Origin of the sequence: Undibacterium sp. FT79W (assembly GCF_014284215.1) — a bacterium.
Taxonomy (GTDB): domain Bacteria; phylum Pseudomonadota; class Gammaproteobacteria; order Burkholderiales; family Burkholderiaceae_D; genus Undibacterium; species Undibacterium aquatile.
Genome location: NZ_JACOGB010000005.1, coordinates 291,636 through 317,625, shown reverse-complemented (window position 1 = coordinate 317,625; position 25,990 = coordinate 291,636). Strand labels below are relative to the sequence as shown.

At 52.8% G+C, this 25,990-nt stretch carries 22 protein-coding genes; 15 read left to right on the top strand and 7 right to left on the bottom strand.

All coding sequences use genetic code 11. The annotated features are described in order from the left end of the window. Positions 1-41 precede the first annotated feature (41 nt). From H8K38_RS11045 to H8K38_RS10995, 11 genes are all read left to right on the top strand, one after another. Positions 42-1,418 (top strand): phosphomannomutase/phosphoglucomutase, encoded by a 1,377-nt coding sequence (locus H8K38_RS11045; RefSeq protein ID WP_186884878.1) that lies wholly within the window; start codon positions 42-44, stop codon positions 1,416-1,418. A gap of 227 nt (positions 1,419-1,645) precedes the next feature. Beyond that, on the top strand, positions 1,646-2,617 hold the full coding sequence (gene waaC / locus H8K38_RS11040; RefSeq protein ID WP_186884877.1) for a lipopolysaccharide heptosyltransferase I: 972 nt from the start codon (positions 1,646-1,648) through the stop codon (positions 2,615-2,617). A 55-nt stretch (positions 2,618-2,672) separates the two neighbouring features. Continuing rightward, positions 2,673-3,662, top strand: a complete 990-nt coding sequence (locus tag H8K38_RS11035; protein WP_186884876.1) for a glycosyltransferase family 2 protein — start codon at positions 2,673-2,675, stop codon at positions 3,660-3,662. Between the two features lie 49 nt (positions 3,663-3,711). After that, positions 3,712-4,611, top strand: coding sequence for a DMT family transporter (locus H8K38_RS11030; protein WP_186884875.1), 900 nt, complete (start codon positions 3,712-3,714; stop codon positions 4,609-4,611). 3 nt (positions 4,612-4,614) lie between these two features. After that, complete coding sequence (waaA, locus tag H8K38_RS11025; RefSeq protein ID WP_186884874.1) at positions 4,615-5,895, top strand: lipid IV(A) 3-deoxy-D-manno-octulosonic acid transferase; 1,281 nt, start codon at positions 4,615-4,617, stop codon at positions 5,893-5,895. A gap of 234 nt (positions 5,896-6,129) precedes the next feature. Further along, on the top strand, positions 6,130-8,634 hold the full coding sequence (locus H8K38_RS11020; protein ID WP_186884873.1) for an adenosylcobalamin-dependent ribonucleoside-diphosphate reductase: 2,505 nt from the start codon (positions 6,130-6,132) through the stop codon (positions 8,632-8,634). Positions 8,635-9,837: 1,203 nt separating this feature from the next. Beyond that, the gene (locus H8K38_RS11015) at positions 9,838-12,864 is read left to right on the top strand and encodes an autotransporter domain-containing protein (RefSeq protein WP_186884872.1); all 3,027 of its coding nucleotides are present in this window, start codon (positions 9,838-9,840) and stop codon (positions 12,862-12,864) included. Between the two features lie 227 nt (positions 12,865-13,091). Next, positions 13,092-13,850 carry a molybdate ABC transporter substrate-binding protein gene (gene modA / locus H8K38_RS11010; RefSeq protein WP_370587089.1) on the top strand — a complete coding sequence of 253 codons (759 nt, stop codon included), beginning with the start codon at positions 13,092-13,094 and terminating at the stop codon, positions 13,848-13,850. Between the two features lie 9 nt (positions 13,851-13,859). Next, a complete protein-coding gene (modB, locus tag H8K38_RS11005) occupies positions 13,860-14,537 on the top strand; it encodes a molybdate ABC transporter permease subunit (protein ID WP_186884871.1) in 678 nt (225 codons plus the stop codon). 11 nt (positions 14,538-14,548) lie between these two features. Beyond that, positions 14,549-15,247 (top strand): sulfate/molybdate ABC transporter ATP-binding protein, encoded by a 699-nt coding sequence (locus tag H8K38_RS11000; protein ID WP_186884870.1) that lies wholly within the window; start codon positions 14,549-14,551, stop codon positions 15,245-15,247. A gap of 111 nt (positions 15,248-15,358) precedes the next feature. Beyond that, positions 15,359-16,171, top strand: a complete 813-nt coding sequence (locus tag H8K38_RS10995; RefSeq protein WP_186884869.1) for a TOBE domain-containing protein — start codon at positions 15,359-15,361, stop codon at positions 16,169-16,171. A 15-nt stretch (positions 16,172-16,186) separates the two neighbouring features. On the opposite strand, the gene H8K38_RS10990 is transcribed toward H8K38_RS10995, so the two are convergent. The 4 genes from H8K38_RS10990 to H8K38_RS10975 all read right to left on the bottom strand — a co-directional run bounded on the left by H8K38_RS10990 (position 16,187) and on the right by H8K38_RS10975 (position 20,917). Continuing rightward, positions 16,187-16,627 carry a universal stress protein gene (locus H8K38_RS10990; RefSeq protein WP_186884868.1) on the bottom strand — a complete coding sequence of 147 codons (441 nt, stop codon included), beginning with the start codon at positions 16,625-16,627 and terminating at the stop codon, positions 16,187-16,189. 89 nt (positions 16,628-16,716) lie between these two features. After that, complete coding sequence (locus tag H8K38_RS10985; protein ID WP_186884867.1) at positions 16,717-18,291, bottom strand: DHA2 family efflux MFS transporter permease subunit; 1,575 nt, start codon at positions 18,289-18,291, stop codon at positions 16,717-16,719. 9 nt (positions 18,292-18,300) lie between these two features. After that, positions 18,301-19,425 carry an HlyD family secretion protein gene (locus tag H8K38_RS10980; RefSeq protein ID WP_186884866.1) on the bottom strand — a complete coding sequence of 375 codons (1,125 nt, stop codon included), beginning with the start codon at positions 19,423-19,425 and terminating at the stop codon, positions 18,301-18,303. Between the two features lie 28 nt (positions 19,426-19,453). After that, complete coding sequence (locus H8K38_RS10975) at positions 19,454-20,917, bottom strand: efflux transporter outer membrane subunit (protein WP_186884865.1); 1,464 nt, start codon at positions 20,915-20,917, stop codon at positions 19,454-19,456. Between the two features lie 118 nt (positions 20,918-21,035). On the opposite strand from H8K38_RS10975, the gene H8K38_RS10970 reads away from it, so the two are divergent. Further along, complete coding sequence (locus tag H8K38_RS10970; protein ID WP_186884864.1) at positions 21,036-21,653, top strand: TetR/AcrR family transcriptional regulator; 618 nt, start codon at positions 21,036-21,038, stop codon at positions 21,651-21,653. Further along, on the top strand, positions 21,650-22,030 hold the full coding sequence (locus H8K38_RS10965; RefSeq protein ID WP_370587088.1) for a cytochrome c family protein: 381 nt from the start codon (positions 21,650-21,652) through the stop codon (positions 22,028-22,030). The genes H8K38_RS10970 and H8K38_RS10965 overlap by 4 nt, the downstream gene beginning before the upstream one ends. A 306-nt stretch (positions 22,031-22,336) precedes the next feature. Here H8K38_RS10965 and H8K38_RS10960 read toward each other — a convergent pair whose 3' ends face one another. Beyond that, positions 22,337-22,843: a hypothetical protein gene (locus H8K38_RS10960; protein WP_186884863.1), complete on the bottom strand. Its 507-nt coding sequence runs from the start codon at positions 22,841-22,843 to the stop codon at positions 22,337-22,339. A gap of 218 nt (positions 22,844-23,061) precedes the next feature. On the opposite strand from H8K38_RS10960, the gene H8K38_RS10955 reads away from it, so the two are divergent. Continuing rightward, positions 23,062-23,661, top strand: coding sequence for a purine phosphorylase (locus tag H8K38_RS10955; protein ID WP_186884862.1), 600 nt, complete (start codon positions 23,062-23,064; stop codon positions 23,659-23,661). A gap of 76 nt (positions 23,662-23,737) precedes the next feature. Next, the gene (locus tag H8K38_RS10950; protein ID WP_186884861.1) at positions 23,738-24,049 is read left to right on the top strand and encodes a hypothetical protein; all 312 of its coding nucleotides are present in this window, start codon (positions 23,738-23,740) and stop codon (positions 24,047-24,049) included. 51 nt (positions 24,050-24,100) lie between these two features. Here H8K38_RS10950 and H8K38_RS10945 read toward each other — a convergent pair whose 3' ends face one another. Together H8K38_RS10945 and H8K38_RS10940 are read right to left on the bottom strand one after the other, a co-directional pair. Beyond that, positions 24,101-24,802, bottom strand: coding sequence for an ABC transporter ATP-binding protein (locus tag H8K38_RS10945; protein WP_186884860.1), 702 nt, complete (start codon positions 24,800-24,802; stop codon positions 24,101-24,103). Then, positions 24,795-25,964, bottom strand: a complete 1,170-nt coding sequence (locus H8K38_RS10940) for an FtsX-like permease family protein (RefSeq protein ID WP_222611392.1) — start codon at positions 25,962-25,964, stop codon at positions 24,795-24,797. The genes H8K38_RS10945 and H8K38_RS10940 overlap by 8 nt, the downstream gene beginning before the upstream one ends. Positions 25,965-25,990: the final 26 nt, after the last annotated feature.

Genomic DNA, 25,990 nt, shown 5'->3' with positions numbered 1-25,990 from the left:
ACAATTCCCGTCATCACTTCATTTTGATCAGCAAGGTTGCTATGTCTCTACTTTCCCCCAGCATTTTCAAGGCTTATGATATTCGCGGCATTATCGGCAAAACGCTCGATGCTGATGTTGCTTACCTGATTGGTCAGGCATTCGGCAGCGCCGCCGTTGCCAAAGGTGAAAAGACCGTCGTGATTGGCCGTGATGGTCGCTTGTCCGGCCCCGATCTGATCACCGCACTCGCCAATGGTTTGCAATCCACCGGCGTCGATGTGATCGACCTCGGCGTCGTCGTCACACCGATGGTGTATTTCGGCACCAATGTGCTGGGTGCGACATCCGGCATCATGGTCACCGGCAGCCATAATCCACCGGATTACAACGGCTTCAAAATGGTGCTCGCCGGTGAAGCGATTTATGGCGATGCGATTCTGGCCTTGTATCAGACCATACTGAAAAAAGAATTTGCTCAAGGCAGCGGTAGCTACCGTACCCACGACATCAGAGCGGCCTATCTTGAACGCATTATCGGCGACGTTAAACTGGCGCGCCCGATCAAGATCGCCGTCGATTGCGGTAACGGTGTGGCCGGTGCATTTGCGGCAGATCTGTATCGCGGCATGGGTTGCGAAGTGATCGAATTATTCTGCGAAGTCGATGGCACCTTCCCGAATCACCATCCTGATCCGGCGCATGCTGAAAACCTGCAAGACCTGATACGCTGCCTGCAAACCACGGATGCTGAAATCGGGCTGGCCTTTGATGGCGATGGCGACCGCCTCGGTGTCGTGACGAAAGATGGTCAGATCATTTACCCTGATCGCCAGTTAATGTTGTTTGCCGAAGATGTGCTGACACGCAATCCTGGTGCGCAGATTCTGTATGACGTCAAATGCACGCGCCATATCGCTCCGTGGGTCAAAGCGCGCGGCGGTGTGCCGCTGATGTGGAAAACCGGGCATTCGCTGGTGAAAGCGAAATTGCGTGAAACCGGGTCACCGCTTGGCGGCGAAATGAGCGGGCATATTTTCTTCAAAGACCGCTGGTATGGTTTTGATGATGGCTTGTACGCCGGTGCCCGTTTGCTGGAGATTCTGAGCCGCGTTGCGGACATGACCGCAACTCTGAATGACTTGCCGCAATCAGCCTCAACACCGGAACTGCAACTGAAATTAGCGGAAGGTGAGAATTTCCAACTCATCGCCGCAATGCAGGCGAATGCCAATTTCCCGGGTTCCGATGAAATCATCACGATTGACGGTCTGCGGGTTGAATATCCAGATGGCTTCGGTCTGGCACGCTCTTCGAATACGACACCGGTGATCGTGATGCGTTTTGAAGCAGAAACGCCAGCCGCGCTGGCACGCATACAAGCGGCGATGAAACAGGCAGTGCTGGCGGTGAAACCGGATGCGGTGTTACCGTTTTAAGGTGCTGAAGTCTTTACTGGCCTGATAATGGCCAGTAAAGGCAAAAAAGACCTTTAAAATGCCCTAAATATACTCCCCCCAGTATTTTCTACAGCCCAATGTTTATAAGGACATGAAGGCGAAAATATAAAAAATGAGGGGGAGTATATGAAAATAGCTCAAAATTACCCGCTACATCTGATCCGTTCTTCTTTTAATTTGTCCTTACCTTTGTTGCTGACAATCTCGTGAAAATTCTGCTGGTCCGTGTTTCTTCCCTTGGCGATGTGCTGCATAACATGCCAGTTGTCAATGATCTGCTGCGCCATTTTCCTGATGCGCAGATCGATTGGGTGGTCGAAGAAGCCTATGTGAATCTGGTGCGTCTGCATCCGGGTGTGCGACACGTCATCCCTTTCGCCTTACGGCGCTGGCGCAAGAGTTTGCGCTCGGCCGCAACACGCGCAGAAATCGCCGGTTTTTACCGCCAGTTACGGCATGACGCCTACGATCTGATCCTCGACACCCAAGGGCTGCTGAAAACCGGCCTCATCATGGGCATGGCACGCAAAACGCCAAACGGGAAAAAAGTCGGTCTGGCGAATGGTACCGAGGGTTCCGGTTACGAAGGCATTTCGCGACTATTTCATAATCTCAGCGTACCGGTCGATAAACACACCCATGCCGTCTTGCGCGGCCGTCTGGTCGCCGCTGCAGCGGCTGGCTACGTGGTTAACACACCGGCCAGTTTCGGCTTGCGCATTCCAACAGGCGATACTAGCTGGAAACCAGCGACACCCTACGTGGTCTTTTTCCACGGTACCGCAGGAGCAGCAAAGAAATGGACGCGGGAAAACTGGATAGCAATTGCCGCGTATCTGCGACAATACGAGTTACCTATTCTGCTGCCATGGGGTAGCCCGGCCGAAAAAGCCGAAGCCGAAGCGATGGCCGCCGCGATGCCGAATGCAACGGTGTTACCGGCGCTCTCCATGCAAGACGCCACCATCCTGGCGCAATCCGCCGCACTCGCGATCGGTGTCGATACCGGCCTGACGCATATTGCAGCCGCTTACGAGACGCCGACCATAGAAATTTACTGCGCTTCACCAAAATGGAAAACGGAAGGAAACTGGTCGCCGAAGATCATCAACCTCGGTGATAATGGCGCACCGCCCGCCGTCGCTGAAGTCGAACAGGCGATACAGCAATTACTATGACAACGCAGCCGCTGTCAGCACCTCCGGCAATTTGAACTGAAAAGAATATCACCGCATGCAAGCCGCTCCCTCATCGCCTACTCCCAAAGTCAGCGTCGTCATCGTCAACTGGAATGGCGGCGACTTGCTGCAACGCTGCGTCACCGATCTGTGCGCGCAAAGCTATCAGCCGCATGAAATTATCGTGGTGGACAATGCCAGCAGCGACGGCTCCGGTCATGCAATCGAACAGGCATTTCCACAGGTCAAAGTGATACATGCGGGCAGCAATCTGGGCTTTGCGGCGGGAAATAATCTCGCCGTCAAACTGGCATCGCCCGACAGCGAGTGGATCGCTTTGCTGAATCCGGATGCGTTTCCTGAACCGGACTGGCTCAAAGCCCTGGTGGATGCGGCCGTTGCGCAGCCGGAATTCGCGATCTTCGGCAGCCGTCTGATGGATGCCAACACACGTACCCTCCTCGATGGTGTCGGTGACGCGTATCACGTCAGCGGGCTGGTCTGGCGTGAAGCGCATGGCCAACCATTGCAGCCGTCATTTTTAGAACGCCGGGAAATTTTTTCGACCTGCGCCGCGGCTGGTTTGTACCGGCGCGATGTGTTCGATGCGATTGGCGGTTTTGATGAAGATTACTTTTGCTATGTCGAGGATATTGATCTCGGCTTTCGCTATCAGTTGCTTGGCCACCGCTGTTTGTATGTGCCGGAGTCGGTTGCGAATCATGTCGGCTCGGCATTAACCGGCAAACGCAGCGATTTTTCTGTGTATTACGGCCACCGCAATCTGGTCTGGACTTTCGTTAAAAATATGCCGGGCATCCTGTTCTGGCTTTGTCTGCCTTTGCATTTATTGCTGAATCTGATCACGGTTGCCTACTTCATCAAAGTTGGTCAGGGCAAGGTCATTCTGCGCGCCAAGCGTGACGCCTTGTACGGCTTGCCGGACACCTGGCGCAAACGCCGCACGATACAGTCGCAACGGGTCGCCAGCATCAGCCATATCTGGCGCTTGCTGAACAAGAAACTCAGCCGCCGTGCGACTTAGGGTATAGTCCTGCTTCTTCAGATTTCTGCATTATTTTCTTTTTTACCACATGACTATCCGCAAGAGCCTCGACGGCAACGCCATCGGTCTGATGTTACTGCTGTGCCTGTGCTGGGGTTTACAACAAGTGGCGGTCAAAATGGCCGCGCATGCCATCAGTTCCACACTACAACTCGGCTTGCGCTCTGGCATTGCTGCCGTGTTAGTACTCGCTTTAATTTCGCTCAGAAAAATTCCGTTCACGCTGACGGGGCCGCATCTGCGCCCGGGTTTGCTGGCGGGTCTGCTGTTCGCAGGCGAATTTCTGGCGGTCTCGTACGGACTCAATTTCACCACGGCATCGCACATGTCGGTGTTCTTATACACCGCGCCCATCTTCACGGTGCTTGCACTGCACTGGCTGATTCCGGCAGAACGCCTGCAGACGCGGCAATGGCTGGGGATATTGATGGCCTTTGGCGGCGTCGCCATTGCGTTTTCCGGCGCGTTTGGCAATAACCCGCGCGCCATGCATGACATGCTGATCGGTGACAGTTTCGGTATTCTGGCGGCACTGCTGTGGGCATCGACGACAGTGGTGATACGTAAATCGAGCTTATCTGAAGCTGAGCCGACGACCACGCTGTTTTATCAGCTCGCCGGTGCTGCGGTCGCACTGACCGCGATTGCGTTTGCGCAGGGCGACAATGTGTTTGCAGCGTGGGATCAAGCCGCCTGGATCAGCATGTTATTTCAAAGTGTGGTGGTGGCTTTTGCCAGTTATCTGGCGTGGTTCTGGCTGATGCGCCGCTATCTGGCATCGCGCCTGTCTGCGTTTTCGTTTCTGACGCCGCTGTTTGGTGTCGCGGCGGGTGTCGCGCTGATGAATGATGTCGTCAGCCCGCGCTTTGCAATTGGCGCCGTGATGGTACTCAGTGGTATCGTGCTGGTGAATTTCAGAAAAAACTAATCCATGCGCCTTCTTTATTCTTTCGTCTGGGGTTTATCGCTGCCCTTCGCCGTATTCCGTCTCTGGTGGCGTGGTCGTCGCGAGCCGGGTTACCGCCAGCATATCGCCGAACGTCTGGGATTTTTCCCTGCTTATCAAAAGCAGGCAACGATCTGGGTACATGCGGTATCGGCTGGTGAAACACGCGCCGCCGAGCCCTTGATACGGGCATTGCTCGCAAGCTATCCGCAGCATCATCTGTTACTGACGCACATGACCGCGACCGGACGTGAAACCGGCGGCAAGCTGTTTGCCGATGTATCGTCACGGCTGACGCAGGCATTTTTGCCGTATGACATTAACTGGATGATGCGCCGTTTTCTGCGACATTATTCTCCGCAATTGTGCGTGCTGATAGAAACGGAAGTCTGGCCGAATCTGATTGCTCAATGCAAAGAATTGCAGGTGCCGGTCACGCTGGTGAATGCACGACTGTCAGAAAAATCGCTGAACAAAGCACGCCGTTTGTCGGCCCTGATGCTGCCCGCGGCACACGCGATCAGCGCGGTTGCAGCGCAGTCAAATCCGGATGCGGATCGCTTACGTGAACTGGGCATCAGCGAACCGCAAGTCACAGGGAATATGAAATTTGATGTCACCCCGCCAGCGCTGATGGCGGAACGCGGCATTGCCTTACGCCGTAGTTTTGGCGAACGTCAGGTCATCTTGTGCGCCAGTACCCGCGACGGCGAAGAAGAACTGATACTCGCCGCGTTTCAGGAACAGTTTCCGTTGCTGACAGAAAAGCCGCTGCTGATCATCACACCGCGCCATCCACAACGTTTTGATCAGGTGGCAGGCATGCTGGAAACGCGTGGCATCGCGCATGTACGCCGCTCCACACTTGATCACGACACAGTCGCGCCGATTGCCAGCAACGTACAGATATTGCTGGGTGACACCATGGGTGAAATGTATATGTACTATGCCGCTGCTGATGTCGCCTTCGTCGGCGGCAGTCTGGTGCCACTGGGCGGACATAATCTGATCGAAGCCTGTGCCATGGGTAAAGCCGTGCTGACGGGGCTGCATACCTTTAATTTTTCCGAAATTACCGATCAGGCCATTGCAGCCGGTGCTGCTTTGCGGGTTGACGGTGCGCGGAGTATGCTACGCGAAGCGCTTGCCTTACTTGGTGATGATAAAAAACGTAACGATATGGGACAACATGCCTATGCGTTTTTTTTACAGCATCAGGGCGCAACCGCCCGCACCATGGCAATTCTGGCACCATACCTGAGCTGAGTCACAGAATCAGGGTCTTTTCAGCATAGCAATTACTTACTGGCAAAATTACTGCATCAGTAAGACTTGAAACAAGAAATGATGAACAGGCAGGGATTTTGTCTGCCTTGATACCCATCAAGGCAAATCAGCCCCTGCCCCATATACTGAAGCGCTGCCCATCATAGTGGCGCTGGCTTTAAGACAATAATCGATACGATAATCTGTAATCCTCACTGAGAAATTAATCCGATAATGAATGCGAACGTACAACTCCCGGGAATCACTGACATGGCGCCACAGGAAATCTCACTCGATGTTTTATTAGAAAAATACGCGAAGGGCGAAGAAGCCACTATTCATGATGTGCAGGCACGCGTCGCCAAGGCACTCGCCAGCGTAGAACAAGCGGACGTGCAGGCCTATTACGAAGAAAAATTCTTATGGGCGCAAAAAAATGGTTTTGTTCCGGCCGGCCGTATCAATTCCGCAGCCGGTATGGATTTACATGCGACGCTGATCAACTGTTTCGTACAACCGGTCGGCGACTCGGTATCCAGCCCGACGGATGGCAAACCCGGCATTTATGCGGCATTGGCGGACGCAGCCGAAACCATGCGGCGCGGCGGCGGTGTCGGCTACGATTTTTCCAGCATTCGCCCGAAAGATGCGCTGGTGCGCGGTACACGTTCGCGCGCCTCCGGCCCGGTATCCTTCATGCAAGTGTTTAATGCCTCATGCTCGACGGTTGAATCTGCCGGTGCGCGGCGTGGTGCGCAAATGGGCGTGCTGCGCGGCGATCATCCCGATATTCTGGAATTTATCCGCTCGAAAGACGAAGGCGGCCTGACCAACTTTAATATCTCCATCGGCGTCACCGATGAGTTCATGCAAGCGGTTGCTGACGACACAGATTTCTGCCTCGTGCACAAAGCAGAACCGAGCGAAGACCGCAAAGCCGCAGGCGCCTACCAGCGTGAAGACGGTCTGTGGGTCTACGAAACACTGCGCGCCCGCGATCTGTGGGAAGTCGTCATGAAATCGACTTACGACCATGCAGAGCCAGGCATTCTGTTCATGTCACGTATGAATACAGAAAACAATCTGTATTACTGCGAAAAAATCGAAGCGACTAATCCTTGCGCCGAACAGCCTTTGCCGGATTATGGCTGCTGCTGCCTCGGATCTATCAATCTGACACGTTTCGTAAAGAATCCCTTCTCGCTCGGCACCAGCTTTGATTTTGATGCATTTAAATCCGTCATCACAGTGGCGACCCGCATGCTCGACAATGTGCTCGATGCCACCGCATGGCCACTCGATCTGCAAAAAGCCGAAGCAATGTCAAAGCGCCGCGTCGGCCTTGGCTTTCTCGGCATCGGCAGCACTCTGGTGATGCTGGGCATACGCTACGATTCCGACGAAGGCCGCGAATTCGCCCGTCAGGTATCTGAAGTTCTGCGCGATACGGCGTATCTCGCTTCCGCCGAACTGGCAAAAGAAAAAGGCGCATTCCCCTTGTTCGACAGCCAGAAATATTTATCCGGCCAATTTGCACAACGTCTGCCGAAGACAGTTCGTAAAGCCATAGAAAAAAATGGTCTGCGCAATTCTCACCTGCTGTCGATTGCACCAACCGGCACCATCACACTGGCATTCGCAGACAATGCATCGAACGGTATCGAACCGGCGTTTTCATGGGTCTATAACCGTAAAAAGCGCATGGCCGTTGGCGACGCGCGTATTTATGAAGTCGCCGATCACGCCTGGCGTTTATACCGTGCGATGGGACATGACGTGTCCGACGACAACAAATTGCCGCATCAGTTTGTCACCGCGCTGAATATGTCTGCCAGCGACCACATGAAAATGCTGCAGGTCGTGCAGCCTTACATAGACTCGGCGATCTCGAAAACAGTGAATGTTCCGGCCGATTATCCATACGAAGACTTCCAGAATTTGTATATGGACGCATGGCGCGCCGGACTCAAAGGTCTGGCAACCTACCGACCAAACAGTATACTCGGCAGCGTCTTATCGGTCGCCAGCACAACACCGGAACCGGAAGCAGCCACGGTGCTTGCGCATCAGCCGCATGATGAAGATTTGCTGCGTAAACAGTTTGAGGGACGTCCGTTCGGCGATCTGGAATCAATCACCTCAAAAGTGCAGTACACCACCTATGAAGGTAAAAAAACGGTCTACCTGACCGTCAGCTTCATACACGTGCAAGGTATGGTCGGCGGCGAACTGATCACGATAGAACGTCCGTTTGAATTCTTCATGCCAGCCGGTCAGAAAAACGATGGCCAGCAATGGATTTCCGCCAGCATGCGTCTGCTGTCGATGGCGGCGCGCTCAGGTGGTTCGATTGCAAAAGCCTTGGCCGATATGCGTGAAGTCGTGTGGGATAAAGGCACCGTACGCTGCGGCATGCTGACCAAAGACGACGGCTCGCAAGCGCCGCTGTTCCACGAATCCGAAGTGGCTGCCATCGGTTACGCATTGCAACGCATACTGATGAAACGCGGCTTTCTGGACGCCTCCGGTAATCAGATTCCGGTGCATGTGCTAGCCGAGAAATTTAAATCCCGCCTGCAACAATATGGCGTCAATGATCTGACTTACGTCGCGGAAACTGCGCCGGTATCGTATATCCCCAGTGGAAAAAAATGCCCGGATTGCGGTGCGTATGCATTGCAAAAGATAGATGGCTGCAGCCGTTGTGTTTCCTGCGGCTACGTCGGCGCTTGCGGCTGAGCACACCACTAGCCGGATACATTCAGAAGCCTTCACCTGCTCGCTTGAGCGGGTGAAGGTAAAAAAGCAGTCCTCGTTGTATTTCATTGAGACTAACGAAAAATTGCCCCGGCAAGGCAATATAAAGACGGCACCCAACCTACACGCCAACCAGATGCACACATGACGTCATCTCACGGTATTGTTCAAATACCCTCAGCAAATTGCCTTGAACGCATCTTCGTACATAACCATCCCCTGATACTGTCAGCAGTCTCGTATTAGTCACATACTCATACGTCTATTTTTAAAAAAACAACACTGTCGGGACTTCGGTGGTAATTTTCATTGTTGCAAAAATAAAAACTGTACAATGGAATCCTCATCTGTGCTTTACCGCTCACTTTTCCGCAGTCAATGCTCGCATTGAGCTCTGATAGTGCATCAATGCGCTGGCGTTGCAGACACATCTTTTCCCCCGTTTCGCTCTATTTATTTGAAAGTCGCGCCATGCTACAACGCATCTTTTCGATAAGATGGCTGGCTTTTGCCAGCCTCTTCATCACCATACTCAGCACGGCGCTACCGGTGCATGCAGACCCAATTAGTTTCAATCCAGCCCAGGGTAGCAACTACACTTGCACAGTAAACACCAATTGCACCATCAGCCTCACATACGGCTTCGCTGGAACAATTAGTAATTTTAATGCGAATTTTCCAGCTTCACTAGCAAATGGGTACGGAGGGCAGTTGAATGGGATAACTAAAACTGTTTCTTTTAATTTCACTGCTTTAAATACTGGAACGTACCAAATAGACATTATTTTATTTGATACCAACTCCGTTCAATATCCGGTGACCTACAACCTTGTTGTGATTCCAACGCCGCCCATGAGTTTTAACCCAGCCCAAGGTAGCAGCTACTTTTGTACAGTAAACACCGATTGCAACATCAGCTTCGCATACGATTCCACAGCAAGGGTTAACGATATTAGTCCAAATACTCCCGCTTCAGTTCAACCGCGCCAAGGGCAATATAATACGGCCGCTCAAACTGCTTCTTTTAATTTCATTGCTTCAAATACGGGAACGTACCAAATAGAAATGATTTTGGATAGTCGCAGCTCCGGTCGATATTCGGTGACCTACAACCTTGTTGTGACTCCACCGCAGATTTTGAGTTTCAATCAACCTAGCCCGCCCCCGATCACTGCCGGCAATGGCATGACAAATCCAGCAACATCAACGCTCAGCGGTGGCAGTTATGGTGCGATCAGCTACAGCAGCAGTAACCCCACCATCGCCACGGTGAACGCCAGCGGTACCGTCACGACACTGAATGCGGGAACGGTCACAATTACCGCAACACAGGCAGCCGTCACAGGAATAAACGCACTGTCGACAAAGACTTACAGCCTCACCGTTAATCCCGTGCCTGTCCCCGTTTTAAATTTCAATCAGCCGGGGCCGCTCGCAATAACTGTCGGCAACAGCCTGACAAATACTGTGACGTCGACATTGACTGGCGGCAGTTATGGCGCGATCAGCTACAGCAGTAGTGACTCCACCATCGCCACAGTGAACGCCAGCGGCGCCGTCACGACGCTAAATACGGGAACGGTCACAATTACCGCAACACAGGCAGCTGTCACAGGAATAAACGCGCAGGTGGTCAAGACTTACAGCCTCACCGTCAACCCTGTGCCTGTCCCCGTTTTAAATTTCAATCAGCCGGGGCCGCTCGCAATAACCGTCGGTAACAGCCTGACAAATACTGTGACGTCGACATTGACTGGCGGCAGTTACGGCACGATCAGTTACAGCAGTAGTGACTCCACCATCGCCACGGTCAACGCCAGCGGCGCCGTCACGACGCTAAATACGGGAACGGTCACAATTACCGCAACACAGGCAGCTGTCACAAGAGTGAACGGACTGTCGACAAAGACATACAGCCTGAGTGTTATTGATGTACCTGTGCTGCGTTTCAGCCAAGCGGGGCCGTTACAAGTCACATTAGGTAATAGCCTGGCGAATGTCGCGACCTCCACGCTCAGCGGCGGCAATTATGGTGCAATCAGCTACAGCAGCAGTAATCCCGCCATCGCCACGGTCAATTCCAGCGGCACCGTCACTACATTGAATGCAGGGGCAGTGACAATTACGGCGACGCAAACAGCGGTGAACGGAGTGAACGAACAGGCTATACAAACCTACGCCTTAACGGTCACGGCATTACCATTACCAGTACTCAGCTTCAGCCAACCAGGGCCGTTACAAATCACTATCGGTAACAGCCTGACGAATGTCGCTACCTCCACGCTCAGCGGTGGGAATTTTGGGGCGATCAGCTATAGCAGCAGTAACCCCGCCATCGCGAGTGTCGATGGCGTTGGTAAAGTCTCTGCACTGGTATCCGGCAGCGTGACCATTACGGCAACACAGGCAGCAGTCAAAGGTATCAATGCACAGACATTGGCGACATATAGTCTGAGTGTTGGTAAGAATGTGCAGACCGCATTGGTGTTGAACGCCGATAAACGCGCCATCTATAAATCGACAGGCAAAGCAATCATGGCAGTCTCTGGCGGTTCCGGCAGCGGCGCGGTCAGTTTTGCCATCACATCTGGTGCTTGCAGCTTGTCTGGCAATATCCTGTCAGCGGGTAGTACCGCCGGCACATGTGTTGTCACCGCGACCAAAGACGGCGAAAGTAATTTCAATCCGGCAACGGCCAGCATCAGCATTGAAATTCAGAACCTCACTGCTTCTGCTGTAACGATAGGGACATCCCAATCACAGGTGTTGGATGGCGTTGCTGTGACGTTGACTGCGGCAGTGAGCCCGGCAACATCGACGGGTTCAGTCATCTTTATGGACGGACAGGTAAATCTGGGAAGCGTGCCATTGGCAAATGGTTCCGCCGCGTTAATGACGAAAAATCTGTCGGTCGGTGCTCATTTAATTACTGCGCTCTACTCTGGCGACGCGATAACTGCTGGTGCGAATAGCACGGTGTTGAATGTCGTCGTAGGCAAACGCCCTGATCCTGTGAGTAATGCTGTAGTGAAAGCGACGGCAGTTGCAGCGGCTAATATCAGTCAGCGCTTCACTGAGACGCAGATCACGAACGTGTATAGCCACGTTCAGATTCTGCATAGCGACTTTTCGATTAAAAACCGCTTTGGTATCGGACTCAACGCCCCTGGACTGGATATGTTCAGAATGGCTGTCAATAAAATTTCTGACAATCTGACTGCAAGCAAGGACACCTTCGGTAACGATTCGTACCGTCTGAGTCCGAAGGATTCCACAATGGCGAAAGCGCCATTTGCCAAAGGTGAAGCCTTCCATGCAGATGGTGGTAACAATGAAGAAGAACCAGCAAAAAATAATGAATTGCTGCAGATTGCGGGTAAGCCAATCGGCATCTGGACGGCGGGTAATATCGACGTTGGTGGCATTGGTGCACAAAATGGTAACCGGACAAAATTCTCCAGCAACGGCCTGACTATCGGTTTGGATATGATGTGGAATCCCAAGCTGATCATTGGTGCATCGATTGGCTATGCACGTGACACAGCAACCATGGATACACTGGGGAGCGAAAGCAAATCCAGACAATGGTCTGGCATGTTGTACGGCACGTACAAGCCAGAGAAACAGTGGTTTGTGGACGGTGTCGTAGGTATGGGCAAGCTCAATTTTGATAATCGTCGCTGGGATGAGGTCAATAATCAGTTGCTGGCGGGCGAGCGTTCAGGTCAGGTCAGTTTTGCATCGACGGCGCTGACACGCGATATCGCGATGGGCAATGATTTACATATTCAGCCATTCGGACGTCTCGATGTATTGCATGCCAGACTGGATGCCTACAACGAGCGCGGCAGCGTTTTAGCTCTTTCTCTGAATAATGCCCGCAGCACTACCACTGCATTGACTGGAGGTTTGACGATTGCAAAAGACCTGTACTACGAGTTTGGTCAGGTTTCACCATCGTTGAAGCTGCAATTGCGTCACCGCACCAGCGGTGATATGGATCAGTCTATGTATTACACAGATCTGGGTGCAGGCAGCACTAATTACAGTTTCGTCGTCGTTGGTTTACCGGAAGATATCCAGTCTGTTGGTCTGGGTCTGAATGTCAGATCGCGTCGTGGTTTAACAACCAACTTTAGTTGGCTAGGTTCTATGGGTGCGAATACCTATCGTGCTAACAGTTTCAGGGTCGATTTCCGGCTTGGATTCTGATCAGACTCTTATCCTTGAAAACACCAGCTTACGAGCTGGTGTTTTTTTTGCGAAAAAGCACGACCAGCCCTGCCCCGATATTGAGACAACGATCAGGTGGCTCCCCCCTTATGCTCCCGGTTTTTCTTTCTAAACTGACCTGAGTCAAGATTATCCGGGCTCGCTCTTTGATAGCGTTATATATAAGTGTATATTACGACTTCTGTTCAACTCACCGGAGCTGTCACGTGCAAACGAAAACCTTGAAACGCCTGATGTTGGCAACTTTACTGGTCGGGGTTTCAAATCTCGCCTGTGCGGCAGAAATCACTGTTTCGGCAGCAGCCAGTCTGACCAATGCGTTCAAAGAAATTGCACAGAATTATCAGGCGCAATATCCGGATGCGAAAGTCTCCCTGAACTTTGCGGCGTCAGGTGCCTTGTTGCAGCAAATCGCCAAAGGCGCACCGGTGGATGTGTTCGCCTCGGCAGATCAGGAGACCATGGATGCCGCAGAAAAACAGGGCTTAGTAATGGCGAGTGACCGTCATGATTTTGTGCGGAATGCGCTCGTTCTGATCGAACCAGCCGACAGTAAAATCGCAATCAAACGACTCGACGATCTGAATCAGGCAAATATCAAACGCATCGCGATTGGCAATCCGGCCAGCGTGCCCGTGGGGCGCTATACCATGCAGGCGTTGGAAACGGCAAAACTGTGGCCAGCACTCGAAAGCAAAACTATCAGCACGCAAAACGTACGGCAATCGCTCGATTACGTTGCCCGCAACGAGGTTGACGCTGGCTTCGTTTATGCGACGGATGCCGCAATCATGAAAGACAAAGTCAAAGTCGTGCTGGAAATACCGACTGCCACGGTGATCAGTTATCCGGTTGCCCGCATCAAAAATAGTGCTAATGCAGAAGAAGCGAAGCGCTTCATCAACTATCTGCTGTCCGCACCGGGGCAAACGGTGTTGACAAAATACGGATTTAAGAAAGGCTGATCGTCTGGTATGGATGTCGCATGGAACGCGCTGTTGCTGTCGCTGAAAGTTGCCGGTTGGGCGACCGCATTGAATCTGGTTGCGGGTATCGCTGTCGGCTATCTGCTGGCGCGCGTTCGCTTTCCCGGGCGCGATCTGCTCGACACCTTGCTGACCTTACCAATGGTGATGCCGCCAACGGTGCTTGGATATTACCTGCTGGTCTTACTGGGACGCCGTAGCTGGCTCGGTGCATGGCTGCAGGATCATCTTGGCATCAATCTGATCTTTACCTGGCAAGGCGCAGTGATTGCCGCAGCCGTCGTCGCGTTTCCATTGGTCTTTAAACCGGCACGAGCCGCCTTTGAAGCAATCGACGGACAACTGGAACAAGCTGCGCGCGTACTGGGTATTTCAGAAATAGGTATTTTCTTTCGTGTGACCCTGCCACTGGCATGGCGCGGGATTCTGGCCGGTGTGTTGCTGGCATTCGCACGGGCATTAGGTGAGTTCGGTGCGACCTTGATGATCGCCGGCAGCATCCCTGGTAAAACACAAACCCTGTCTATCGCCGTGTATGAAGCCGTGCAGGCCGGGCAGGATGATGTTGCCAACACGCTGGTGTTACTGACCTCCGTCGTCTGTATCAGCGTGTTACTGCTGGCAGGAAAACTGGCGCCGGGGCGCATCGCACATCGCTCTTCATAATGGAATGGCCTATGCAGTTTGATCTCCACATTCAGAAAACGCTGATCTCAGGCACACGTAGGTTTGATCTCGACATTCAGTTCGCCAGCAATCAGCAGCGCGTTGTCATCCTCGGCGATTCCGGCGCGGGCAAGAGCCTGACCCTGAAAGCGATTGCCGGATTACTGATGCCAGATCGCGGACATATCCGTCTCGGCGAGACAACTTTGTTCGATCATCAGCAGCGCATTCATCTGGCACCGCAAAAGCGGAATATTGCCTATCTGTTTCAGGAATACGCTTTATTTCCGCACCTGAACGTGCGCCAGAATATCGGTTTCGGACTGACGCCGGGCTGGCGTAATCCAGACCGGCAACGCAGCAATGAAAAGGTCAATCATTGGTTAGCTGCGCTGGATTTACAAACAGTCGCCGATCAGCTTCCACATGAACTTTCGGGCGGACAAAAACAGCGTACGGCGCTGGCGCGGGCACTGGTTGCAGAACCCCGGGCTTTGTTACTGGATGAGCCATTCGCTGCGCTGGATCCATCTTTGCGTATTCTGATGCGCAAAGAACTCGATACTTTGCAAAGTACATTGCAAGTACCGATGATATTGATCACGCATGATCCGGAAGACGCCCATGTCTTTGGCGATCACGTTGTGCATTTGCGTGATGGGAAAATTCGTCATGATGATGCACCGGTCGTACTCAGCCAATGCGTATGAACAATGACGTTCTCACAGCTGACGAAGAAAAGGGCAACGTGACTTCAGCGCTGCTGCTGATACTTCCGACACTGCCAGTTTCTGGCAGATGTTTTTAAGACGGGTGTTTGTATGACGAGCAAAGAGAAAACGATAGCCTTACATGGCTCGGTCTGGATGACCGTTGATGGAGAAAATTTCGGCGGCAAAGGCAGGATTGCCCTGCTGGCGCAAATCGCCGCTTGCGGCTCGATCACACAAGCGGCCAAAGCCATGAAGATGAGCTATAAAGCCGCCTGGGATGCGATTGACAGCATGAACAATCTGGCGGGCGAACCGCTGGTTGAACGACTGACCGGTGGCAAAGGCGGCGGTGGCACAAGGCTCACACAACGTGGTCAGCAACTGGTCGATAACTTCCACATCATCGAACAGGAACATCGTGATTTTATCCGGCAACTCAGTCAGCAAGCGGATGGCATCGCCGACGATTTTTTACTCATCAAAAAAATGAATATGAAAACCAGCGCCCGCAATCATTATCTGGGCAAAGTCACGCACATCAAACTGGGCGCGGTGAATGATGAAATAGAACTGACGATTGCAGGCGGGCAAAAAATTGTCGCCGTCATTACCCATGAAAGCACGGAAGAGTTGGGTTTACAGCCGGGTTCAGAAGCATTTGCGCTGATCAAATCGTCGTCCATCATCGTCATGACAGAAAATCAGAATACCCGCTTATCGGCACGCAATCAGTTAAGCGGCATCGTCACACGCATACAACCGGGTGCCGTGAATACCGAAATTATCATCACGATGGACGGCGGCAGTACACTGGCTGCCATCATCACCAATGACAGCTGCACCGCGCTGGGCTTGCAGACCGGCACACCTGCCACCGGCATATTCAAAGCCTCCAGCGTAATACTGGGTGTGCCAGCATGACAGGCGACGATTAAATCAACGATAAACCAATACCGGTATAGTCGAATGTGTGAGTACCTTCTGCGTTTCGCTGCCGAGTAACAAGGCATCCAGCCCGCGCCTGCCGTGAGAAGCCATGAAAATTAAATCACAGCCATGCAGCGTTGCAGCCTCGATAATTGCAGCATAAGGCTGCTCTGCAATCTGCGACAACGTTGTGCACGGAACACCCTGTATCTGCGCCTGCTTTTCTGCCGCAGCAAGAATTTCCTGACTGATGTTATTCGCGATGTTGCGCAGAGTTGCTGGCGTCTGCGCAGAAAAAATGCCACCCAGCCCATCGTACATGGTAGCGGCTTGCGCGGCACAGAAAAAACTGATGCGCGCACCAGACTCTTTCGCAAACAACACCGCTTTTTCTATGGCTGCCTGCGATAGTGCAGAGCCATCCGTGGGAACAAGAATATGTTGGAACATGAGAATTCTCCTGTCATCCGTGAGAAATTAAATGAAAGGACTGACCGGCATCAGATACACCGGTCAGTCGCCTGTCGAACGGGTGTCGTCTAGTGTCCGCCCGCTCCCGGCTCGACCACTCTGGTTGGTTTCGGCGCCAGCCAGATCACCGACGCAGCAACCAGAAATGCGACAGCGATACCCATCATTAACTGGTTCGTCGCCAGCATCACGCTTTGACTGGTAACCAGAGAATCGATGGTTCCCCGAACCGCATCAATTGCCATTCCTGAGCTTTCCAGCATTTTTTGTACACTCAGATCGGTATCGGTGAGCCCGACCAATTCGGCATGATTGCGGGAAATCTGATCATCCCAGATGGTTGTCACCATTGAGGTCGCGAACGCACCGGATAAAGTCCGTAAAAAATTCATCAGACCCGCGGCAGAATCCATTTCACGTTCCTCGACACTGGCCATAGCGAGCCCGGTTGTCGGGATGAAGAAAAATGGCAAACCTAAACCCATGAACATCAACGGCATGGCAATGTCCCAGTAGCCCATATCTGTCGTGGCAAAAGTGCGCCACAAGGTCATCAGCCCCAGCCAGGCAACGCCGCCAAATACCAGCCGGCGCGGATCTGTCTTCGACGACAAGCCAGCCGCAAGAGGTGCAACAAAGACAGCAAAAATACCTGTCCATGCCGTTACCATGCCTGCCTTGGTTGAGGTGTATCCCATGAATGCCTGCAACCATTGTGGCGTCAACACATTCGCAGCAAAAAAGGCAGCAAACGCGACACTGATCGTGAGTACGCTGACGGAAAACCCGCGATGCCGGAACACCCGCAAATCGACAATCGGATGCTTTTCATGAAACTCCCAGATCAGAAAAACGACGAAACCCACCGCCGCCACCAGACTGAGCAAAACGATTTCCGTCGAGGCAAACCAATCGAGTTCTTTTCCTTCATCCAGCACCAGTTGCAAAGCACCGACCCAGATCACCAGCAATGCCAGCCCGACTTTGTCTATCGGATTGAGCACCGGCGCTTTTTCATAGCGTTTGAGTAATTGCCACGCCATCGCCGCACATAAAACGGCAATCGGCAGATTGATATAAAAAATCCACGGCCAGGAAAAATCATCACACAGATAACCGCCAAGAATCGGGCCCAGCACCGGAGCGATCAGAGTCGTCATCGACCATAAACCTATCGCTGCCGGTGCTTTTTCTTTCGGAAAAATCCGCAGCAATAAAGTTTGCGATAACGGCATCAACGGGCCGCCCGCAAAACCCTGACAGATACGCGCAAATACCAGCATGCCGAGAGAATTGGCGAGGCCGCAAAGGCCAGAGAAAATGCCGAACATCGCCATCGCTATCGTGAATACACGAACAGCACCAAAACGCGCTGCCAGCCAGCCGGTCAGCGGCACAGTGATGGCCTCTGCCACGGCATACGAAGTAATCACCCAGGTGCCCTGACTGCTGGTCGCGCCCATTGCACCAGCGATGGTCGGTACGGATACATTCGCAATCGTCATATCCAGCACGGCAATAAAATTGGCGGCCGCCAGAATGATGGCGGCGAACCAGAGCATGCCGCCTGTCAGCGGCGCATCTTCTGACGCGCTCCCCGCTGGCGTACCGGATGCTCCGCTCTGCAAAGCATAGTTTTTCATGTTGCCTCCTTAGCGTTGCTGCTCACGGGTATCAATGCGGGCGCTCATGGAAAGGCCGACTTTCAGCGGATGGGCTTGCAGCTCTTTGGAGTCGAGCTTGATACGTACCGGTAAACGTTGTACGACTTTGATCCAGTTACCAGTTGCGTTCTGCGCCGGAATCGCGGCAAACGCTGCGCCCGATCCACCCGAAAAGCCTTCTACTATGCCGTGATAAGTCACGCTGCTACCGTGGATATCCGCCTGCAATGCAACCGGCTGACCGGCACGAACATTTTCCAGTTGTACTTCTTTGAAGTTCGCATCAACGTGCATCTCCTGCACTGGCACAACCGACAACAATGGCACACCGGACGACACGCGCTGACCGAGTTGAGCCTGGCGTTTAGCAACAATGCCATCGACCGGTGCGCGCACAATGGTGCGTTCCAGATCAAGCGCAGCCTGATCGCGGCGGGCGCGGGCAAGAGCAACTTCCGGATTATTTTCTTCACTGACATTAGCGATCAATACGGCATTGGCCTCACGTGAGCCAAGCGCCATAGTTTGATTTGCCTGCGCCTGCGCAGCGGCGGCGCGGTTCGCTTCCAGATTCGCTTTCGCAGTTGTAAAAGCATTCTGTACACGGGTCAGTTCATCACCGGAAACCGAGCCTGAGGCGGCCAATGCTTCGCGGCGTTGCAGATCAATTTTTGCCCGCTCGAAATCGGCTTCCGCCGCACGCAGCTGCGCCGCTGCTTTTTTCTCATCGGCTTCGCGGGCAGTGATCTGTGCTTTCAGACTGGCATCATTGGCGACAAATCCTCTGACCCGGCGTACAGCACGATTCAGATCAGCCTCGGCCTGCGCCAGTGCCAGACGCGCATCCGCAGGGTCGATCCTGACCAGGATCTGGCCTTTTTTTACCGCTTGGGTATCCGTGACTAATACTTCGTTAATCGTGCCTCCGACGGCCGATGTCACCTGCGCCACTTCGACTGCAGCGTAGGCGTTATCGGTAGAGACAAAATGCGAGCCATACGTGAACCAGTAAACACCTGTGGCGATCGCAGATAAAGCTACGACACCTGCGACACCGCCCAGTAATTTATTGCGTCTTTGTACTTTGTTTGCGTTCAGATTCATTTCAGACATGGTAAAAATCCTTCAGATAATTTTTAAATTAAGTATTTGCCGGGGACTGGTAACCGCCGCCGAGTGCGCGTTTCATCGCGACATCGAGAGTGAAGGCACGCACCTCCAGCGTGGTCAGTGCGCGCAGGTTGATCAGCAGACTATCTTCCGCGGATAAAACTTCGAGATACGTTGCCAGACCACCCTGATAGCGATTTTTTGCAACGCCGTAGGCATCGGTCGCCGCCGCAACACCTTGTTTGCTTTTCATCAGTTGCGCACTTAATGCCTGCTGGCTCAGACCGGCACTGGCCACTTCCTGCAAGGCCTGACTGATAGCCCGGTGATAGTTCGCCACAGCTTCGTTATAGCTGGCGGTGCTGCTGCGTAACTCACCCTGCAAGCGACCTGCGGTGAAGATCGGTAAAGAAATCGCCGGGCCGATACTGCCGGTGGAGGAACCACTTTTACTCAGCATATTCAGATCCAGCGATTGCACGCCTATGAATGCCGAGAGATTGATATTCGGATAAAACTCTGCTTTTTTCTGATCTATGCTGTGCGCACTGGCTTCGGCTTGCAGGCGTGCCGCAACGATGTCCGGGCGGCGTCCCAGCAGATTTGTCGCCAGTTCCGCAGGAAGACCGGTGGACGCCTGTAAATTCACTGTAGGACGGGAAATCGCCAGCGCACGGTCAGGCCCTGCACCCAGCAAGGCAGCAATCCGATAGCGCTGCAGACCAATTTGCTCTTCGTTTGCCAACAACTCCGCTTCGGCACTGATCAGTCGCACTTTCGCTTCACTCAGCCCGCCTTTGGTTTCCATGCCATAGGCAAACCGGTCGGCAAACATCTGGACGGTTTTCTGACGTATCTCTACCGAGCGTTGCAGCGTGTCGCGCAGTACGAATAATTGCGCCAGATCGGCGTACTGACTGGCGATGGCCGCGGCAAGAGTCAGACGCGCCTGTGCGTATTCGGCGCGGCTGGCTTGCTCCTGTGAAGTCGCCGCAGCCAGTGCGGCACGATTTTTACCCCAGAAATCCAGCTCCCAGCTGACATCTAAAGTCGCACGCCCATAATCATTCCAGCCATTCGGCGTCATCGACTTTGGCGTCAGATAGTTGTAACTCATCTTTTGCTCGGTAATCGATGCATTGGCATTGACCTGCGGCTTTGTTGCCGCATTTTTTACCTGACTGAAGGCTTCTGCTCTTGCCAGTCGTGCGGCAGCGGCGCTCATGTCCGGCGCATCACGCAAGGCTTCGTCAATCAAAGCATTCAGTTGCGCATCCTGATATGCCTGCCACCAACGTTCATCTGGCCAGATGCTGGTAGCGGAGGTAGTCGTTGCGAACGCGTTTGCAGCAGGAAAATCAGCGCCAGTCTTCATTGATAAAGTTGGTTCTGACTGCGGCAACTGGGCGCAGCCGCCTAGCGCCAAAGTCAGCGCCAGCAGCAATCTGCTGAGCGTAATCGGAGGTAAAAACCCGGGTGAAGATATAGAAGACATAAGAAGTTCTCTCTTTCATTCATTACTGTACCGTACAGTACGTTTTACGAATTATAGCAACCGCATGCTAAAATGAACAGGTCGGTACAGTTATTTATTTTTGAGAGATGCTATTGACATGAAAATGAAAACCGAAGCAAAACGGCAGGCCATACTGAGCGTGGCGGCACAGGCTTTTCAAGAGTTAGGATTTGAACGGACGTCGATGTCGGAAATCTGCGCCCGGCTGGGAGGCTCGAAAGCAACGCTGTATAACTACTTCGCGTCAAAGGAAGAGTTATTTTTTGAAATCATGTACAAGTCTGCCGAGACCAAGCGCCAGGCAATGTTCGATGCATTCGACCAGACCAACACAGACATCACCGATGCCTTGCGTTACTTTGGCGAACATCTGCTGTCATTTCTGTATTCGCCAGAAATCATGGCGCAACGACACATGGCAATTACAGCGCCAGGGCAACTTGGCAAACTGCTCTATGAACGCGGCATTCTGAGCAGCCAGAGCATTATCACGAACTTTCTGCAAGACGCCATGACACAAGGAAAGCTACGCCAGGGAAATGCGGCAGTCGCCACTTTGCAATTACATGGTTTGCTGGAAGCGGAATTAATTAATCCATTTCTGTTCAAGCTGCTGGAGCATGTCAGTGAAGCAGAAATCAAAGCAATGACAGCCAGAGCAATCGATGTCTTTATGGCGGCCTACGCACCACAAAACCCGGCGCAGACGACATGAGTCTGATGAGACAACGCTGCCTGCTTCTGCTAGTCATGGCAATGGTTTCGCCGTTTGCGGTCGCCGCAGGAAATGTCGAGGCGGGCAAATTGGTGTTCACATCGCGCTGCGCGTCCTGCCATCAGATCGGTGCTTCCGCACACGGCGGCTTTGCGCCACAACTGAACGGCGTGATCGGCAGAACAGCCGGTTCGACCATTGATTTTAAATATTCACCCGCGATGAAAAATGCAAAGCTGGTATGGACAGAAAAAAATCTGCGCGCTTTTCTGCAAGCGCCGGAAGATGTCGTACCCGGCACGAAGATGCGCTTTTATGGCATGAGCGATGACAAAAAAATCGCCGATCTTCTGGCCTACTTGCGCAGCTTTCAGTAAGTCAATCTCAGCGAGCGCCGCTGCTTCTGCAACATAATGCAATCAAGCAGTATGGTTGCGGCAAACCCGGTTATCAGCAACGATACAATTGCGCGGCAAGACCCGTCTGTACTGCTGCACAATACCCCTGTTTTTTCATAAAATAGGGGAGTATCAGCCAAAACATGCCAGATGTCCTTATAAACAAAGGCGGTCAGAATATACCCCCCGGGAGTATATTCTGACCGCCTGAAGCCATTCCAGAATGCCCGGGCACAATGCCTGCGCTAAAACCGCCACAGACATCGTTCGCCAGCCACTGGCAGATTAATCGTTATGCTGCCCTCTGCCGTGCCCATTATCGTGACCACGCCCATTTCCCTGACCACGGTCATTATCTTTACCGCGACCGTGTTCGCGATTATCTCTGTCATCGCGGCCATCGTAACCACGGTTTGGTCCGTTGTTATAGTCGCGGTGTGGTTCACGATACTGACCGTCACGATAGCGAGGCACCACCTGGGTGTTATACCAATTCTCGGTCACAAAATAAACCGGCCTGCCACAAGCGTCATAACGTGAACAATGCTTATCCCAATGTTTGCGATGACCGGGAGGCACAACCAGATACAGCGGCGGCAATGGCGCGGGGCTGTGATAAACGATGCGGGGTTCGCGATAAATTAATTGCGGCTGCGGAAAATTACCGACATCCAGTTGCCCGTAAAAACCCGGCTGACCAAATTGCACCGATAAATTAACATTCTGCGCTGACGCCGACTCAACACTCAGCAATGAGGACGCAAGCGCCGCGAATAAAATGATTTTTTTCATATAAGCTCTTAAATTGTCTCTGCTGCTGTCAGCGAAATGAATGGCAACCAGACAAGCATCATCATGCTATTTCGATGCGGTTTAGTTGAAAATGCCTGTACTCCTTATAACGCGCTGCTGAGAAAAAGGTTTACAGCATTTTGTTGATTTGCGACATGGCAGCCGATAACGATACGCAATACCTTACACCCTTTCTCCTTGAATCCGACTCTCCTCCTATGAAGATCATTGTTCTGTTTCCTACTCAAACCGAAGCCAGCCTGTTTCAACGTGATGATGTTATCAGTATCGTTTCCGGTGTCGGCCTGACGGCGACCACGTATGCGACCGTCAAAGCGATACATGAGCACCGCCCGGACATGCTGATTTTGTCCGGCATTGCTGGCGTATTCCCTCATTCACGTTTCAAAATCGGCGATGTTGTGCTGGTAGAAAGTGAAGTAGAAGCCGATCTCGGATTTTTCACACCGACAGGTTTTGTCCACATGGCGCATCTGCCGATAGAGATGGAATTTGAACGCCGCCACACCTTGCACTGCGAACACATCCCCGCCGGACAACCCTTTCCGCTGGCACATGGTATTTCCGTCAATGCAGCCATGGCGCCGTTTATCGACAACAGCAAATGTGATATCGAGAATATGGAAGGTGCCGCTTTTTTCCATATCTGCCAACTGGAAAAGCAGAAATTTCTGGAACTCCGGTCAGTCTCAAATTACGTTAAAATCGGCGACGATCAATGGGATATGCTCGGTTCAGTGCAAGCAATGACTGCGGGTTTGCATCAATTGATCAATCATTTGCAGACAAACGAATAAAGCACTTCCCTGGCAAGACAGTTCAGGCCGGGGAGAGCTAATTCTCCGGCACACTTACGCAGAAGGAAATCATCCGATGAGGTCATTACCTGTCATGGAATTTGCTCACAGAATCATGGTGTCGGCACTCTCTGCGTGGATTGCCTGGAGCGCCATTATTGCGATTGCTGCACCGTACCGCCCCGAAGGTTTTTTATTGATACTGTTCATGTGCTCGCTGGTGCTGGTCTACCTGACGTGCGTATGGGCGGTCACACCATTGATTTCCCGTCAGTTGTGGTTACTCTGGAAAGTCATTGCGCAGGCCTGCGTTGCGTTGGTGCCATTCATGCTGATCGTCGTCTTCGGACATTTTATCGGTCTCAATGTCAGAAACTGGTTCAGCTGAGCACTATCTGAACCAGCCGAATCAGCAAAATCAACAGAGCCGGTCTTACGTTTAAGTCATGGAAGAAATCGACGGAGCGATTCTTCCGTCGACCAACTCTATCGTGCGATCACAACGTTCTGCCAGCTCCATATTGTGCGTCACCATCAGAAACGTGGTGTGTTGATCGGCATTCACTTTACGCATCAGCTCAAAAATAGCGTCAGTGGATTTGGTGTCGAGATTACCGGTCGGCTCGTCTGCAAGTATCAACGGCGGATTCAGTGCCAGCGCCCGCGCAATCGCCACCCGCTGTTGCTGACCACCCGACATATTTCCCACCAGACTATCCTGCCATTGCCTCAAGCCCACTTCAGCTAACAAATGCTGCGCCCGTTCGCGCATACGATCATCCGGACGACCATTCTGCATCAGCATAGGCATCATCACGTTTTCTGTCGCACTGAACGCAGTGAGCAGATAATGCGACTGAAAAACAAAGCCGATCGCCTGCCCGCGTAACTGCGTCAGCCGCGCCTCATCAAGATTGCCGGTATCCTGCCCGGTCATGATCAATTGCCCGCCACTGGGACGATCCAGTAAGCCTATGATATTGAGCAAGGTGCTTTTACCGGAACCTGAAGGTCCGATCAGTGCGGCAAACTCGCCCTGTTGCAGGTGTAAATCGATATCAAACAACACCTGCGTTTCTGCCGGCGTGCCGACAGCATACGATTTACAGACTTGTTTAAGAAGGAGGACAGTATCAGCCACGGATCGCCACCACAGGATCAAGTCGCGCGGCACGCACCGCCGGGGTCGCCGCAGCAAGCACACCGGCCAGCATCGCCAGCAATGCGCTCCAGACAAAAAACTGCCAATCGACGTTAATCACAAACATCGGCGTGCCATCCGGATTTCTGGCAACGATTTTCCACATCGCCAGTAAGCCAACTGCCATCATAGAGCCGATCACAGATCCCGCTAAACCAACCAGCGCACCTTGTATCAGAAATATCCGCCGCACCTGCCCGCGGCTGCCGCCCATCGCCCGCAGGATGCCTATGTCTTTTTGCCGCTGCACAACCGACACCACCAGCACACTGGCGATCCCCGCTGCCACCGACAGCGCAACGAAAACACGGATCAATAAACTGGAATAGGTCTGCGCCCGCATCGCCAGAAAAAACTGGCTGTTGGTGGTAATCCAGCTCAGCGCGTTAAGCCCCGTACTGTTGGCAATAGATTGCGCAATATCCTCTGCGCTGTAGGGATCATGCACCGTTAATTCTATGCTCGACACGCCACCGACCATATTCAATAAATTCTGTGCGGTCGACAACAGCACATACACGTTGCGCTGATTGGCAGCGCGGCTACCCAGATCAAAAATGCCGACGATATTCAATATCAGACTGGTGCCTGCTGCTGAATTGAGGCGTAATTTATCACCGAGCCCAACGCCCATGTCTTCCGCCAGTTGCGTGCCTATCATGACGTCGGTATTCGTCAGGCGAAAAACGCCGGCGGTTATTTTTTCTGAGAGCGGCACGATCTTGTTGTATTGCTCGGGCAGAATACCAATCACTGACACCGATTGCGTGGCGCTGCCGCGCACCACCAGTGCCGGTCCGGTTGTGGTTGGCGAGACGGTCACAACGTCGTTGCGAGCCTCGACCTGATCGCGGATTTTTTGCCACTGGTCGATGGTATTCACACGCTGCGACGGTTTTTGTATCGTCGTCACGATCTGCTGTCCCGGTGCAGCAAGCAGTACCGGCGTCGCCTGCTGCTTGGGTCTTTCGAGCGTGATATGCGGCTGCGAACTCAGCACGCGGCGAAATAAATTGGCCTGCAAGCCAGCCAGTAAGGCCGACATAAACACAATCACGCCGACACCGATAGCAACCCCGAGAATAATAAACAGAGATTGCATGCGCCCCTCCCGCAAAAAACGGGTGG

Excerpts from the sequence above, each read along its gene's own strand:
- H8K38_RS11045 (WP_186884878.1), top strand. The coding sequence starts at position 42 with ATGTCTCTACTTTCCCCCAGCATTTTCAAGGCTTATGATATTCGCGGC.
- H8K38_RS11035 (WP_186884876.1), top strand. The coding sequence starts at position 2,673 with ATGCAAGCCGCTCCCTCATCGCCTACTCCCAAAGTCAGCGTCGTCATC.
- H8K38_RS11030 (WP_186884875.1), top strand. The coding sequence starts at position 3,712 with ATGACTATCCGCAAGAGCCTCGACGGCAACGCCATCGGTCTGATGTTA.
- waaA (WP_186884874.1), top strand. The coding sequence starts at position 4,615 with ATGCGCCTTCTTTATTCTTTCGTCTGGGGTTTATCGCTGCCCTTCGCC.
- H8K38_RS11020 (WP_186884873.1), top strand. The coding sequence starts at position 6,130 with ATGAATGCGAACGTACAACTCCCGGGAATCACTGACATGGCGCCACAG.
- H8K38_RS11015 (WP_186884872.1), top strand. The coding sequence starts at position 9,838 with ATGACAAATCCAGCAACATCAACGCTCAGCGGTGGCAGTTATGGTGCG.
- modB (WP_186884871.1), top strand. The coding sequence starts at position 13,860 with ATGGATGTCGCATGGAACGCGCTGTTGCTGTCGCTGAAAGTTGCCGGT.
- H8K38_RS11000 (WP_186884870.1), top strand. The coding sequence starts at position 14,549 with ATGCAGTTTGATCTCCACATTCAGAAAACGCTGATCTCAGGCACACGT.
- H8K38_RS10995 (WP_186884869.1), top strand. The coding sequence starts at position 15,359 with ATGACGAGCAAAGAGAAAACGATAGCCTTACATGGCTCGGTCTGGATG.
- H8K38_RS10990 (WP_186884868.1), bottom strand. The coding sequence starts at position 16,627 with ATGTTCCAACATATTCTTGTTCCCACGGATGGCTCTGCACTATCGCAG.
- H8K38_RS10985 (WP_186884867.1), bottom strand. The coding sequence starts at position 18,291 with ATGAAAAACTATGCTTTGCAGAGCGGAGCATCCGGTACGCCAGCGGGG.
- H8K38_RS10980 (WP_186884866.1), bottom strand. The coding sequence starts at position 19,425 with ATGTCTGAAATGAATCTGAACGCAAACAAAGTACAAAGACGCAATAAA.
- H8K38_RS10975 (WP_186884865.1), bottom strand. The coding sequence starts at position 20,917 with ATGTCTTCTATATCTTCACCCGGGTTTTTACCTCCGATTACGCTCAGC.
- H8K38_RS10970 (WP_186884864.1), top strand. The coding sequence starts at position 21,036 with ATGAAAATGAAAACCGAAGCAAAACGGCAGGCCATACTGAGCGTGGCG.
- H8K38_RS10965 (WP_370587088.1), top strand. The coding sequence starts at position 21,650 with ATGAGTCTGATGAGACAACGCTGCCTGCTTCTGCTAGTCATGGCAATG.
- H8K38_RS10960 (WP_186884863.1), bottom strand. The coding sequence starts at position 22,843 with ATGAAAAAAATCATTTTATTCGCGGCGCTTGCGTCCTCATTGCTGAGT.
- H8K38_RS10955 (WP_186884862.1), top strand. The coding sequence starts at position 23,062 with ATGAAGATCATTGTTCTGTTTCCTACTCAAACCGAAGCCAGCCTGTTT.
- H8K38_RS10950 (WP_186884861.1), top strand. The coding sequence starts at position 23,738 with ATGAGGTCATTACCTGTCATGGAATTTGCTCACAGAATCATGGTGTCG.
- H8K38_RS10940 (WP_222611392.1), bottom strand. The coding sequence starts at position 25,964 with ATGCAATCTCTGTTTATTATTCTCGGGGTTGCTATCGGTGTCGGCGTG.